Source organism: Streptomyces sp. MGP-BFMKR1 (genome assembly GCF_057766585.1).
Genome location: NZ_CM173408.1, coordinates 1,024,114 through 1,038,372, shown reverse-complemented (window position 1 = coordinate 1,038,372; position 14,259 = coordinate 1,024,114). Strand labels below are relative to the sequence as shown.

Below are 14,259 nucleotides of genomic sequence, written 5' to 3'. Positions count from 1 at the left end.
AGCCTCTTTGCGGACATCTCGCGCGGGCCCGCGGTGGCCGACGCCCGGCGCTTCCCAGGGGCGCGGCCAGCCGGCGCGGCGCGTACGAGACCGGCCGTACGCCGCCAGTGCGCCGTGCCCGCCCTCCCCGCGGGCCGTTCTTGCGCGGGCGCGCGGGCGCGCCCCGCCGCCGCCCGGTGAGCGGGCTGGCGGCGGGGCGCTGCGGGTGCGGTGCGGGCGGACGCGGGTGGGTCAGACGATGTCCTCGGCGATCTCCGCCTGTTCCCGGGCCGTTCCGTAGGCGGCCGGCGTGCCGTAGGAGCGGCGGGCCACGTACCACCAGACGGTGGCCAGCGTGAGGACGACGGCCAGCGCGATCACGGCGTAGTTCATCGAGTCCACCGTCACCGGGCGGGACTGGGGCAGGCAGAACAGGACCGTGACCATCGCCACCCAGCACACCGCGACCCAGCCCACCGGCCTGCTCCAGCGCCCCAGGTGCCAGGGGCCGGGCTCGAACCGGTCACCGGCGCGCAGCCGCAGGTAGATCGGGATGGCGTAGGCGGGCGTGATGCCGATGACGTTGATGGCCGTGACGGCGCCGTAGGCGGTCTCGGAGTACAGCGACGGCAGCGCGAGCAGGCAGGCGACCGCGACCGAGAGCCAGACCGCGTGCACCGGCGTCTGGGTGCGCGCGCTCACCCGGCGCCACAGCCCGGAGCCGGGGAGCGCGCCGTCGCGGCTGAAGGCGAACACCATCCGGCTGGCGGCGGCGACCTCGGCGTTGCCGCAGAACAACTGGGCCACGATCACCACGAGGAGCAGCAGCACCGCGCCCGTGTTGCCGAGCGCGTCCAGCATGATCTGCGCGGGCGGCACCCCCGTGCTGCTGTTCTGCGCCCCGGCGTAGTCCTGGATGGCGAACGTCAGGCCGGCCAGCAGGACGAAGCCGGCGATCCACGACACCCAGATGGCGCGCACGATGCCGCGCGCCGCGGAGACCGACGCGTGCGAGGTCTCCTCGGACAGGTGCGCCGAGGCGTCGTAGCCGGAGAACGTGTACTGGGCGAGGAGCAGGCCGATGGCCGTCACGTACAGCGGGTTGTCCCAGCCGGTGTCGTTGACGAACTCGGTGAAGACGAAGTCGGCGGACTGGTGGTGGTCGGGGACGACCGTGAGCACGATGACGATGAGGGCCACGCCCGCCAGGTGCCACCAGACGCTGATCGAGTTGAGCACGCTGACCAGCCGCACGCCGAACAGGTTCAGCGTGGCGTGTACGAGCAGGATGGCGACGAAGATCAGCATGGTCGACTCGGGCGTCGGATCGAATCCCCATTGCAGGTTGAGTACGGCGCCGGTGAACAGGGCCGCGCCGTAGTCGATTCCGGCGATGGCGCCGAGCAGACCCAGCAGATTGAGCCATCCCGTGTACCAGCCCCATTTACGGCCGCCCAGGCGGTCGGCCATGTAATACAGGGCGCCCGAGGTGGGATAGGCGCTGGTCACCTCGGCCAGTGCGAGGCCGACGAACAGGACGAAGAGTCCGACGCCGATCCAACCCCACAACATCACCGCGGGGCCGCCGGTGCCGAGGCCGAAGCCGTAGAGCGTCATACAGCCGGAGAGCACCGAAATGACCGAGAAACTGATCGCGAAGTTTCCGAAGTGCCCCATGCGGCGGGCCAGCACCGGTTGGTAGCCCAGCTCGCGCAGCCGTTGCTCCTCGTCGCGCTGCGCCGCCTCGTGCGGCGCGGCGGAGCCCGAACGGGGCCATTTTGTAGGGGCCATGACACGTACCTTCCGAAGGGGGAACACGGGGGAGAGTAGGGAACGGGGGAGTGCGGGGGTGGGAGGACGCGGGAAGCGCCGAGGGGGCGCGCGGAGCCGGGCGCGCGGGCCGTGCCGAGCCCGGGGGGTCTCGCGCCGGGGCGCGTCGCGGGGTGGGGCGGGCGTGCCGGCGGTCAGGGGCCCGAGCGCCGCGCCGCCGCCAGACACCGGCTGCGCGCGCGGAGGAACACCTCCTCGGCCGCGTCCGGACCGCCGGCGCCCTGGCCACGGCTCGCCCAGGGCATCGGCGTGTAGTACGGGCCGAGCGCCGCGAAGACGGGCGCCGCCTCGGTGAAGCGCAGCGCCGCCCACAGCGCGTGCGCCAGGTAGTTCAGGTCGAGCAGCGAACACCGCTCGGGCGGGGTGTGGGCGAACCAGTAGTGCAGGGCGTGGTCGGCGTCCCGCAGCGCCTCGTCGGTGGTCCAGTGCAGGTCGAGGGCCTGCTGGTGGCCGCGTTCCTCGCGGTAGCGCTCCACCTGCACGTACAGCGGCAGCGCGTGCACGGCGGGGCCGACCGGGGCGCGCGAGGACGCCCAGCGCGCGAAGTTCACCGCCTCGGACAGCGAGCCGCCACCGCGCCGGGCGTGCACGAACTGGAGCATCCGGTGGTACGCCTCGCGGTTGTACGGGTCGCGCCGGTGCGCCTCCGTCAACAGCCCCCACGGGCCGGGGAAGAGCATCGGCTCCGGCGGATGCACCCGGTGCTCGGCGAGTCGCTGCCCCTCGTCCAACTGGGCCAGCGCCACCAGGCACACCCACGGCACCGGGTCGGCGGGCGCGTTGTGGGCGGTGAGCTGGCAGGCTTCCCACGCCTCCTGCCATAACTCCCTGGTGTGCCGGTGCCCCGCGCGGTGCGCGCGCACCGCGCGCTCCACCAGCACCCGGGTGTGCATCACCAGCGCCGCGACGTTGTCCGGCTCCTCCGAACGCCAGGCCCGCACCACGTCCGAGCCCGCGGCCGTGGCCGCCAGCACCTGGGTGCGCTGAGTCCACAGCCCCCAGTCGGGGGTCGAGGCGAGCAGGTCGCGCATGGCCACCCAGCGGCCCGTGCGTACGTCCTGGATCGCGTTCCGCAGACCGCTGTCGTGGCCCGCCGGGTGGTAGACCGGGCGGAACTCCTCGTCGGCCATCAGGCCACCACCGCGCGACACGCCCGGGCCCCGGGCCCCTCGCCCGGCCCCGGTGGCCCGCAGTCGCCACGGGGCGCCCCCGACGAGGTGCCCCGGCCCGGGGGCGCGGAGGAGGTGCGGAGGGAGCGCGCCCGGGCGCCGCGGGGGCGGTGCTCGGGTCGTGGCGTGGGGGTCATCGGTCCTTCAGGGTGCGTGGTGTGCGGCGGCTGCCGCACCGGCGTGGTCGGCGCGCGGTACGGCTACGGGGCGGCGAACAGCCGTACGGTCCGCGGTCGGACACCGTGCCGGAGCGGCGGTCTGCCTGATGTTCTGACACTCGGATGGCATTCGTACAGGGAAGAGGCCCGCTAATCCAGTGATCGGGAAAACCTACGGGCCGTCAGATTGTCGAAGGCGGGCGGAATCCCGCCACGCGATGGCCGACGGGGCGCGCGCATTTCCGTCCGAAGGGCGCACGCGGCCCACTTGTGGTGGCGTTATGTGGATAGTGCGAGGAAATTCGAGAACCCGACGCTTGATAAATCAACCAGCGGCGGGCCAAGCCGGCGAGAAGGCGCCGACGGGCGCCCCGAGCGGCGTTCGCGGACGAATGCCCGCACAACTCGCCACCGCGCGAACATCGTTCACGAAGGCGACGGGCGGGCGCGCACCACGCCGCCCTCACCCACGCCGCCCTCGTCCCCGACCGGCCCGCGGCACTCCACCGCACCGTCGCCGCATCGCCGCCGGGGGCCGTTTGACCCGCACGGTTGCCTGACCCGCCACCGGGCATCGACACTGCGGCAGGACGCGGACGTGATCACACCGGCGAAGGGCGAGGTGCGCCAGTGAGTGGTAGGCCAGTGAGCGGCGGCGAGCGATGAGCGGGCCCGTACTCGCCGTGGACCAGGGGACCTCCGGGACCAAGGCGCTGGTCGTCTGCCCGGAGCGGGGCGTGATCGGCACGGCGTACGCGAAGGTGCGCCCCCGGTACGCGGCGGGCGGGCTGGCCGAGGTCGATCCGCGGACCCTGCTGGCGTCGGTGCTGGACGCCGGGCGCCGGGCGCTGGCCGACGCGGGCGAGCCGGTGGTGGCCGTGGGACTCGCCAACCAGGGCGAGACCGTGCTGGCCTGGGACCCCGCCACGGGGGAGCCGCTGACCGACGCCATCGTGTGGCAGGACCGCCGCGCCGAGCCGCTCTGCGCGGAACTGGCCGAACACGCCACGACCGTACGGGAGATCACCGGGCTGCCGCTCGACCCGTACTTCGCCGCGCCCAAGATGGCCTGGCTGCGCCGGCACCTGACCCGCGACGGCGTCGTGACCACCAGCGACGCCTGGCTGGTGCACCGGCTCACCGGCGCCTTCGTCACCGACGCGGCGACCGCCGGCCGCACCGGGCTCCTGGACCTGGACAGCCTCACCTGGTCCCGGACCGCCCTGGAGGTCTTCGGGCTCGCGCGGGAGCAACTGCCCGAGATCGTGGACGCCGACGGCCACGTGGGCGGCACCACCGCCTTCGGCGCCGAGGTGCCGCTGACCGGGCTTCTGGTGGACCAGCAGGCGGCGCTGCTCGCCCAGAGCGTCACCGAGCCGGGCATCGCCAAGTGCACCTACGGCACCGGCGCCTTCCTGCTCGCGCCGACCGGCGACCGCCCCAGGCGCGCCGCGTCGGGGCTGGTGAGCTGCGTGGCCTGGCGGCTTGGCGGGCGGGCCGACTACTGCCTGGACGGCCAGGTGTTCGCCGCGGCCTCCGCCGTGCGCTGGCTCACCGAACTCGGCGTGCTCGCCGGCGCCCACGACCTCGACCGGGTCGGCGGCACCGTACCGGACGCCGGCGGCGTGACCTTCGTGCCCGCGTTGGCGGGCCTCGCCGCGCCCTGGTGGCGCGGCGACGCGCGCGGCACGCTGACCGGGCTCGGCCTCGACACCGAGCCCGGGCACCTGGTCCGCGCGCTGTGCGAGGGCATCGCGGCCCAGGTCGCCGAGATCGCCGACGCCGCCGCGGCCGACCTCGGGGCGCCGCTCGAAGCGCTCCGCGTGGACGGCGGCCTGACCCGGTCGGCCCTGCTCATGCAGGCCCAGGCCGACCTGCTGCAACGCCCCGTCGAGGTGTCGGCGCTGCCGGACGCCACCGCGCTGGGCGTCGGCGCGGTGGCCAGGCTCGGCCTCGACCCCCGGCTGACCGTGCCCGAGGCGATCCCCGCCTGGCGGCCCGCCGCGGTCTACGAGCCCCGCATCCCCGCGGAGCGGGCCGCCGAGCGGCGCGCGACCTTCCGCGCGGCCGTGGCCACGCTGCTGGCCAGCGCCCCGTAACCGCCCGGCCACCACGCGCCCCGGCCGGCCCACCCGCACCGTCGCGCCCCGCCGCCCGGGCCCTCGCCGCCCGGACCCCGGGCGCGTCGCCCACGCCCCGTAGCCTGACCGTGCGAACCGGCCGGACCCCCGCCCAGCGCGCCGCCCGCGAGGGCACCCCGGGCGAGGGCGAACGGCCGGCCACGCGCGCCCGGCACCAGCGACCAGCGAGGGACCGCATGACCGTCACGACCACCGGCCGACTGCCGCGCGACGCGCACGAGACCGGGTACGACGTCGCGATCGTCGGCGCCGGGGTCGTCGGCTGCGCCATCGCGCGCGAACTGGCCCGCCACCCGCTGCGGGTGGCGCTCGTGGAGGCGGCGGACGACGTTGGCAAGGGCACGTCCAAGGCCAACACCGCGATTCTGCACACCGGCTTCGACGCCACCCCCGGCACCCTGGAGGCCCGCCTGGTGCGCGAGGGGTACCGGCTGCTGTGCGGATACGCCGCCGAGGCGGGCATCCCGGTGCGCCGGGTCGGCGCGCTGCTCGTGGCCTGGGACGCGGAGCAACTCGCCGCCCTGCCCCGGCTCGCCGCCAAGGCCGAGCGCAACGGCTACCACGCCACCCGCCTGCTCGACGCCGCCGCACTGCGCCGCCGCGAACCCCACCTGGGCCCGGGGGCGCTCGGCGCCCTCGAGGTGCCGGACGAGAGCGTCATCTGCCCGTGGACCACGGTCATCGGCTACGCCACGCAGGCCGTACGCGCCGGGGTCGACCTGCACCTCGGCTGCCGGGTGCACGGCGTCGGCGGCCAGTCGGGCCGGGGGAGCGGCGGCGGGGCGTGGCACGAGATCCTCACCGACCGCGGGACGCTGCGCGCCCGCCATCTGGTCAACGCCGCGGGCCTGCGCTCCGACGAGATCGACCGGCTGCTCGGGCACGACGCCTTCACGGTCACGCCACGCCGAGGTCAGCTCATGGTCTTCGACAAGAGCGCCCGCCACCTGGTGCGCCACATCGTGCTCCCGGTCCCCACGGCACTGGGCAAGGGCGTGCTCGTCGCGCCGACCGTCTTCGGCAACGTACTGCTCGGCCCCACCGCCGAGGACCTGCCCGACAAGAGCGCGACCCAGTCCACCGAGGCGGGGCTGGCGTTCCTGCGCGCGCACGGCGCGCGCGTCATGCCCGAACTGCTCGCCGAGGAGGTCACCGCCGTCTACGCCGGGCTGCGCGCCGCCACCGAGCACGACGACTACCAGATCCACGCGCACCCCGAGCAGCGGTACGTCACGGTCGGCGGCATCCGCTCCACCGGCCTGACCGGCTCCCTGGCCATCGCCGCCCACGTCGTCGAACTCCTCGCCGCCGGCGGCCTGACCCTCGGCCCCCCGCGCGAACTGCCGCCGGCGCGGATGCCCGCCCTCGGTGACGCGTCGCCGCGCCCCTTCGAGCGCCCCGAACTCATCGCCGCCGACCCGGAGTACGGCTCCGTCATCTGCCCCTGCGAGCGGGTCACCCGGGGCGAGGTGCGGGACGCGCTGGCCAGCACGGTGCCACCGGCCGGCCTGGACGGGCTGCGCCGGCGCACCCGGGTGGCGGCCGGCCGGTGTCAGGGCACCCGCTGCGCCGCGGCGGTACGGGCCCTGTGCGAGGCCCGACCACCGGCCGCCGCCGCCGACATCGCCGCCGCCCGCCCCGCGCCCGCGCCCGCGCCCGCGCCCGCGCCCGCGCCCGCGCCCGCGCCCGCGCTCGCGCTCGACGGCGCGGACGCCGTCGGACCGGTCGAGCGGAGCGTGGACGTGTTGGTGGTCGGCGCGGGCGCGGCCGGCCTCGCCGCCGCGGGCGCGCTGGCCGTGGCCGGGGTCGGACGGGTGGAGGTGCTTGAGCAACAGCCCTCGGCCGGTGGCGTGTTGCGCTACGCGCCGTGGGCCTGCGGCGCCTGGCCGGACCCCCGCGCCCCGCGCCGTGCCCCGGCCGGGCGGGAGGCGGCGCGGCGGCTGCTCGACGCGGCCACCGGCGCCGGGGCCCTGGTACGCACCGGCTGGACCGTCACCGGCTGGGCGGGCCCGCTGACCGTGGCGGCCACCGGGCCCGGCGGGCGCGAGCTGATCACCGCGCGGGCCGTCGTGCTGGCCACCGGCGCCAGGGAGCGCCCGCGCGCCGCGCGCGGGGTGCCGGGCGCGCGCGGGGAGGGCGTCTTCACCGGCGAGGGGGCGCTGCGCGCGCTCCACGAGCACGGCCAGGACCTCGGTGCCACCGCCGTGGTCGTCGGGTCGGCGGACGACGCCGGCTACCGGGTGGCGGGCGCCCTGCGGCAGGCCGGCACCCGGCCCGTCGCGCTGGTCGGCGCCCCGTCGCTCGGCCCGTCGCCGTGGCGCGCGCTGACCAGGCTCGGCTGGGGCGTCCCGGTGCTCGGCGACGCCGCCGTGACGGAGCTGACCGGCGCCGGCGGGCGCGTCACGGGCGTGCGGCTGCGCCGCGCCGACGGCGCGGTGGCCGAACTCGACTGCGCGGCCGTGGTGTTCTGTGGCTCCTGGGTGCCGGAGAACGAGCTGGCCGCAGCCGCGGGCCTGGCCGTGGCCGCCGACCTCGGACGCCCGGCCGTCGACGCCGAAGGCCGCACCTCACACCCCGGCGTGTTCGCCGTCGGCGGCCTGCCCCACCCCGCCGGCCCCGGCCGCCGCACGGGCCCGCGCCACGCCGCGGCCCGGGCCCACGCGCTCGCCACCGCGGTGGCCCAGCACCTGAGTGGCGCACCGTGGCCCCCGAACGCCGCCCGGCCCCCGGCCCCCGGCGCGCGCGACGAGGCCGCGACGGGCGGCGCGACGCGGCGTACCGCCGAGGACTGAACGGCCCGCCCGTCGAGCCGCGTTGATCACCGCAAGCGCCGCGAGCGCCCCGGCCCCGCCCTACCGCGAGCCGCCGCGCGCGTCACCGCGCCCCGCCGCACGCGCCTCTCCCCGAACTCGTGCCCGCCCCTCGCCGCCCCCGCCGGCCGGGGCGGTGGCACCCGACCGCAACGCCGGCGCACGGGCGGCGTGTTGTGTGAGACGGCGGTTGCGCGGGGTCGCGCTCCGGCGCGTACGGGCTGAGCGCCCGGGCGCCCCGCGGCGCTCCGGAACCCCGCGCACCAGAGTGCGACGGGCGGCGCGGTGGCGGTAAGGCGCCACAGCGGGAACGGACGTACGACGGAAAATGGCCGCACATCGAAACACCTCGGCCACGGCGCTGCATTGGTACGCCACGTCCGTACCTGTGAGCCTCCTCTACCTCATCAGGCCCACTTCACACGCGCACCAGGCGACGCGACCACGCTGGGCACGGCAGAATTCCCCCTGGCCCGCGGCCAGATGCGGATCGTAGATTTCCGTTTGCGTCTTCCCTTCGAACGGGCGATCAGTAATGTCTGCTCAGCAACGGTGCGCGGAGCCGGACCACACCCCCCGGGAGATCTGGAGAGTACTGATGGAGCGGGCCGCAGTGAGGCGCGAGGCGTGACCGCGAGGCCGAGCGGGAGACAGGACGCGGAGCCGTACAGTACGGGGCCGGAGAGCGAGGACGATCGGCTCCGACGCTTCGCCAGGATCTGGAGTCGGGCCATTCGCCCGTCCACGGCGATCTCCATGCCCGAGGGCGAGTTCGTGGAGCACCTGGTGCCCCTCGCGCGCCGGTTGCGGGACGCGTTGCGCACCATGCCGTTGAACACCCAACCCGCCTACGAGGTGGGCCAGGCGCTCGTCGCCGCCCGGTGCGACAGCGCGGGCGGGCTGCCGGTCACGCTCGGCGTGCTCGACGCCTACCTGGTGCTGTACTGCCCGCCCAGGCGACCGATGCCGGCGGAGGAGAGCCGGGCCCGGTGCGCCAGGCTCCAGCACGCGCTCGCCGCCGGCTTCGCCCACGCGCTGAGCGAGCGGGCCAAGGGCGAGCAGGAGTCGGTCTCCCGGGAGGCGCTGGCCGCGCGCGCCGCCGCGGAACAGGCCCTGCACGACAGCGAGGCCCGCTTCCAGGCGGTCTTCGACGGGGCGGTCATCGGCGTCGGCGTGGCGGACCTCAACGGTCAGGTGTTGCTGGTCAACGACGCCGTGGCCCGGATGTTCGGCCGGCCGGGCGACCACCTGCTGGGCGAGAACGTGGTGGACTGGGCGCACCCGGAGGACGCCCCGGCCGCGATGGAGATCTACCACGAGCTGATCACCGGTCAGCGCGAGCACTTCCGGATGGAGAAGCCGTACTACCGGGGCGACGGCAGCGTGCTGTGGACCAACCTCACCGTCACCCTGCTGCGGGACGCGCACGGCAAGCCGCAGTACCAACTCGCCCTGATGGAGGACATCACCGAGCAGCGCCGGCTGCGTGACCGCCTGCGCTACGAGGCCACCCACGACGAGCTGACCGGCCTGCCCAACCGCACGCTGTTCTTCGAGCGCCTCGACGCGGTGATCGCGGGCCCGGCCGCCGCCGAGTCCACCGAGTTCGCCGAGCCCCACGCCGCCGACGCGGACCGTGACCACCCGGCCGGGGCCGGCTGGGAGGCCGCGGCCCTGGCGGAGGCGGAGGCGGAGGCGGAGGCGATACCGGGGTCGTCCAGCCCGGCCGCCACCGACCACGCCCCCGTACCCGACGAGCACGGCCTGGCCGCCGACGAGCGGCGACCGTGGCGACGGGGGACGGACGGCGGCGCTGCGCCCGCGCCCGGGGCGGCCTACGGGCCCGGCGACTTCGCGCGGCCCCCGGGCCCGCCCGACGAGCCGGCCACCGACCGCGAGGCGGGCGGTTGCGCGCCGGGCGCGGGTCGCGGGGCGGACGAGGCGACCCGGTTCGGCATGTGCTACCTCGACCTGGACGGCTTCCGCGCCGTCAACGACAGCCTCGGTCACATCGTCGGCGACCACCTGCTGATCGCCGTCGCCGAACGGTTGCAGGGGTGCCTGACCTCGCCCTCCCAGATCGTCGCCCGACCCGGCGGTGACGAGTTCTTCGCCCTCACCGTCGGGCCCTCCGCCCAGCGCGACGCCATCGACCTCGCCGAGCGGATGCTGCGGGCGCTGGCCGAGCCGGTCCGGATCAAGGACCGGGACCTGTTGGTGCGCGCCAGCATCGGGGTCGCCAGCGGAACCCGTGGCGAGACCACCCGGGCCGCCGTGATGCGCAGCGTGGACATCGCGATGTACCGGGCGAAGGCGGCGGGCGGCAACCGGTACGAGGTCGCCGACGCCGCGTCCGACGCCCGCGTCATCGCCCGGCACAGCCTCACCAACGGGCTGCCCGCCGCGTTGGAGAAGGGTGAGTTCTTCATCGAGTACCAGCCACTGGTGCGCCTGGAGGACGGCACCGTACGCGGCGCCGAGGCCCTCGTGCGCTGGCTGCACCCGGTCCACGGGGTGCTCGGGCCCGACCAGTTCATCACCCTGGCCGAGAACACCGGGCTGATCGTGCCGCTCGGCCGCTGGGTGCTCGCCGAGGCCGCCCGGCAGGCCCGGGCCTGGCGGGACGCGGGCCACGACGGCGAGCCGCTGCGGGTCAACGTCAACCTGTCGCCGTGCCAACTGCGCTACCCCGACCTGGTCTCCGACACCGTCGCGGTGCTCGACGAGGCGGGCCTCGACCCCGCGGCGCTGTGCCTTGAGGTGACCGAGAACGACCTGATCGGCGCGGACGAGGAGGCCCTGCGCCCGTTGCGGCAACTCGCCGACCTCGGCGTGGACATCGCCCTGGACGACTTCGGGACGGGCTACTCCAACCTCGCGTACCTGCGCCGCCTGCCGGTGAGCACGCTCAAGCTGGATCGGTCCTTCACGCTGGGCATGCAGCGCGCTCCGGCCGACCCGGTGGACGTGAAGATCGTGGAGGGCATCGTCTCGCTGGCCCACACGCTCGACCTGGCCGTGACGGTGGAGGGTGTGGAGACCGGCTCGCAGGCGGAGCACCTGCGGATGCTCGGCTGCGACACGGCCCAGGGCTGGTACTACGCGCGGCCGGGCCCGCCGGACCGGCTGCACGAACTCGCCCTGACGGACGTGGCCAGCGGCTGACACCCCGGCGGCCGGACCCGGGGCGAGCCGTCCCGCGCCCGCGGCGGCCTCCGCGCCGTCGCCGCGCGAAGGGCCGGGCGGCGGCGGGTGGTACGGGCGGGGCGGGCGCGCCCGCCCGGCCAGCGGGCCGGCCGTTCGCCGCGTGAGCGGCCGGCCCGCCGGCGGCGAAGCGGCTGACGCACCGTCCGCGCCAGCCGCCGTCGTGGCGGCACCGGGCCGCCGCCCGGTGCCGGATAGCGGCCGAGTCACCCGTCGAGGAGGGCCTGCTCCTCGTCGGTGAAGAGCCGGGAGCGGATCAGGAACCGCACGCCCTCGGGGGCCTCCACCGAGAACCCGCTGCCCCGCCCCGGCACCACGTCCACCGTCAGGTGCGTGTGGCGCCAGCGCTCGAACTGCTGGCCCGCCATCCAGAAGTCGATCCGCTCGGCGAGCCCGTCCACCGCGAGCGAGGCGAGCAGCACGTCGGAGTCCCCGGTGCGGAACTCGCCCCGCGGGTAGCACATGGGCGAGCTGCCGTCGCAACAGCCGCCCGACTGGTGGAACATCAGCGGCCCGTGCACGCGGGTGAGCCGCCGCAGCAACTCCCGTGCCGCGTCGGTCAGTGCGATGCGCGAGACGCCGTACGCGTCGCCCATCCCGCCCTCCCCACCTCATCGCCGTACCGTCCACCCGCAGTGCCGACTCCCCCAGGCGCGCGCCCCGTCGCCGCGCGTGCGCCGCGGCCGGTTGGTCGCCGCACCGGCCCGCGGGCGGCACCAGCTAACTGGGCGCGAGGTTGCGAGATGGTTGCAGGGCGATCCCTCCCGGCCACCCTGGCCGGTCGACCGGCGGCCCCGCCGCGCGGCCCGGCATCGGCGCTCCCCGACGGGGCCGAACCCTTCCAGGGTGTTATGACGCCATGGAAGTAGGCGCGGGCGCGCGCCGGTCATACGTTGTGTCCACGACAATCGCGCGCCGGTCCGGCGCGGCCCGGCGCCGCGCGGCCCGTCGTGCGGAACCTGCCGTCCCCCCTTCCGTCCGTTCTGAGACGAGGTGTCCCCGTGAGCCGTGGACGATGGTCCCTCCGCCTGCTGACCGGCTGTCTCGCCCTGTCCCTGGGATCGGGCTACGTGGCCTCGGCGGCCCCCGCCCCCTCGGGGCAGCCGGCCACCGCCCGGCCCGCGGGCGCCGCCGAACCCTTCTGCTACTCCGAGCCGTCGAACCCGCAGGCCGACGTCAGCGACCTGCGGGCCGCCTTCAACGCGTCGAACTGGATGCGGACCCTCCAGGCCATGTACCAGCGCCGCTGGCCCAGTGGCGAGAAGCTGGCCATCGCCCAGGCCAAGGACAAGTACTGGGACCAGTTCGTCAACAAGCGCAGCTTCGAGGGCTTCGCCGAGTCGATGATGGTGGCCATCCACGAGGAGACCCACATGTGGGACCTCGACCCGTCCCGGACCAAGTGGGACGTGTCCATCGCGGCCTGGATCAACGGCTCGCAGCAGGCGACGCAGGTCCCCGTGCACGGCGGGTTCCCGCGCAAGGAGATCCTGCCGCTGATCAAGGACCGACTCACCGCCTCCATGGACAACACCTACCTGCGCGACGCCACACAGGGCACCTACCGCCTGCAGGGCGTGCTGGCCGAGCAGAACGCCGGGCTGACCGGGCTGCCGGCCGTGACGGTCGTCCACGAGTACATCAAGGGCGTCGGCGCCAGCAACGCCCGCGACATCGCCGCCACCAACCTGCGTTACCTGCTGCTCTACCTGCGGGTGGCCAAGACCAAGCACCCGGAGTACTGGGCCAGGATCAAGGCCGAGCCCAAGCTGCGCGAGCTGGTGCTCACCCAGTTCCTGCGCACGGCGTACTGGTTGGAGAAGTCGGCGCCCTACACGGGCGTGGTCGGCGGCCCCGACGCCGACAAGATCACCGCGACGAACTACGCGCCGGAGAACATCGCCATCCTGGAGGAGTTCACCGGCCGCACGGTACGCAAGGACGCGCAGAAGCACTGCACGGCCGACTGACGCGCCCGAGACCCGGAACCGGAACCCGGTCCCGCGCACGCGAACCCGCCGAGGCCGCGGGGGGGTTGGAACGCCCACCGCCGCCCGGCGGGTAGGCGGGTTCAGCAGAACCAGTGGGCCACCGGGCGTCCGCGTTCGGTGACGTCGCTGAACCGCCCGCCGAGGAAGCCCAGCGGCTCCCCGTCGCGCTCGCACACGTCCCGGACGTGCCCGATGACGACGACGTGGTCGCCGGCGGTGAACTGGCGCTCCACCTCGCACTCCAGATGGGCGTACGCGTCGGGCACCACCGGCACCCGGTGCCGGCCCCGGGCGACGGGGAGCCCGGCGAAATGGTCCTCGCCGCGGCGGGCGAAGCGCAGCGCGAGTTGTTCCTGGCGCGCCGAGAGGATGCTGACGGCGAAGCGGCCTGCGCCGGTCACCGCCCGCGTGGTGCGGGCCCCCGTGGTCAGGCACACCAGCAGGAGGGGCGGATCGAGGGAGACGGAGGTCAGCGAGTTGACGGTCATGCCGTGCGGCACGCCGTCCGCCTCCTCGGTGGTGACGACCGCCACGCCGGTCGCGAAGCGGCCCATCGTCCGGCGCATGGTCAGCGGGTCGACGGGGGTGGTGGTCATGGCGCTCACGACCCCTCCCGCACGGCGGGGTAGCGGACCTCGAAGGTGACCACGCCGTGCTCCGAGCGCCACGGCCCGTGTGCCATGCCGGGCGGTCGGCAGGCGTACATGCCCGCGCCGAAGGTCTGCCCCAGGCTCAGGTCGGTGAAGGAGCCCTGGAGGATGTACACCTCCTCCCAGAAGTCGTGCCGCTGCACGCCCATGGGGGTGGAGTCGGCGCCGGGGGCGTAGCGCAGGATGCGGGTGGCCACTCCGGTGGCCGGGTCCCGGGCCAGGACGCGCTCGGTGATCAGCGGGTCGTCGCCCGGGCAGACGGTGAAGTCGACGTCCGCGACCGGGAAGAACTCGTACTCGGGCTTGCTCATGGCGGACTTCCTCCGG

Annotated in this window: 9 protein-coding genes and 1 pseudogene; 5 read left to right on the top strand and 5 right to left on the bottom strand. The window is 75.3% G+C overall.

What is annotated here, in order from left to right; translation table 11 throughout:
- Positions 1 to 231 precede the first annotated feature (231 nt).
- Positions 232 to 1,770 carry an amino acid permease gene (locus AC3CHW_RS03755; RefSeq protein WP_176165064.1) on the bottom strand — a complete coding sequence of 513 codons (1,539 nt, stop codon included), beginning with the start codon at positions 1,768 to 1,770 and terminating at the stop codon, positions 232 to 234.
- 173 nt (positions 1,771 to 1,943) lie between these two features.
- Positions 1,944 to 2,939, bottom strand: a complete 996-nt coding sequence (locus AC3CHW_RS03750; RefSeq protein WP_398606842.1) for a hypothetical protein — start codon at positions 2,937 to 2,939, stop codon at positions 1,944 to 1,946.
- A gap of 859 nt (positions 2,940 to 3,798) precedes the next feature.
- On the opposite strand from AC3CHW_RS03750, the gene AC3CHW_RS03745 reads away from it, so the two are divergent.
- From AC3CHW_RS03745 to AC3CHW_RS03730, 4 genes and pseudogenes are all read left to right on the top strand, one after another.
- Positions 3,799 to 5,235 carry an FGGY family carbohydrate kinase gene (locus AC3CHW_RS03745; RefSeq protein ID WP_488469558.1) on the top strand — a complete coding sequence of 479 codons (1,437 nt, stop codon included), beginning with the start codon at positions 3,799 to 3,801 and terminating at the stop codon, positions 5,233 to 5,235.
- Between the two features lie 218 nt (positions 5,236 to 5,453).
- Positions 5,454 to 6,872 (top strand): annotated as a pseudogene (locus AC3CHW_RS03740) (NAD(P)/FAD-dependent oxidoreductase); the annotation flags it as partial.
- A gap of 141 nt (positions 6,873 to 7,013) precedes the next feature.
- The gene (locus AC3CHW_RS03735; RefSeq protein ID WP_488470956.1) at positions 7,014 to 8,069 is read left to right on the top strand and encodes an FAD-dependent oxidoreductase; all 1,056 of its coding nucleotides are present in this window, start codon (positions 7,014 to 7,016) and stop codon (positions 8,067 to 8,069) included.
- 645 nt (positions 8,070 to 8,714) lie between these two features.
- Positions 8,715 to 11,252: a putative bifunctional diguanylate cyclase/phosphodiesterase gene (locus AC3CHW_RS03730; RefSeq protein ID WP_488469557.1), complete on the top strand. Its 2,538-nt coding sequence runs from the start codon at positions 8,715 to 8,717 to the stop codon at positions 11,250 to 11,252.
- Between the two features lie 245 nt (positions 11,253 to 11,497).
- Here the strand turns inward: AC3CHW_RS03730 and AC3CHW_RS03725 are convergent, their stop codons facing one another.
- Positions 11,498 to 11,887: a DUF779 domain-containing protein gene (locus AC3CHW_RS03725; RefSeq protein ID WP_459246329.1), complete on the bottom strand. Its 390-nt coding sequence runs from the start codon at positions 11,885 to 11,887 to the stop codon at positions 11,498 to 11,500.
- Positions 11,888 to 12,292: 405 nt separating this feature from the next.
- Between AC3CHW_RS03725 and AC3CHW_RS03720 the strand changes: the two genes are divergently transcribed.
- Positions 12,293 to 13,261, top strand: coding sequence for a hypothetical protein (locus AC3CHW_RS03720; protein ID WP_459246330.1), 969 nt, complete (start codon positions 12,293 to 12,295; stop codon positions 13,259 to 13,261).
- 101 nt (positions 13,262 to 13,362) lie between these two features.
- Here AC3CHW_RS03720 and AC3CHW_RS03715 read toward each other — a convergent pair whose 3' ends face one another.
- Positions 13,363 to 13,878 (bottom strand): flavin reductase family protein, encoded by a 516-nt coding sequence (locus AC3CHW_RS03715; protein ID WP_459246331.1) that lies wholly within the window; start codon positions 13,876 to 13,878, stop codon positions 13,363 to 13,365.
- A 5-nt stretch (positions 13,879 to 13,883) separates the two neighbouring features.
- Positions 13,884 to 14,243, bottom strand: coding sequence for a cupin domain-containing protein (locus AC3CHW_RS03710; RefSeq protein WP_398606846.1), 360 nt, complete (start codon positions 14,241 to 14,243; stop codon positions 13,884 to 13,886).
- Between the last annotated feature and the right edge of the window lie 16 nt (positions 14,244 to 14,259).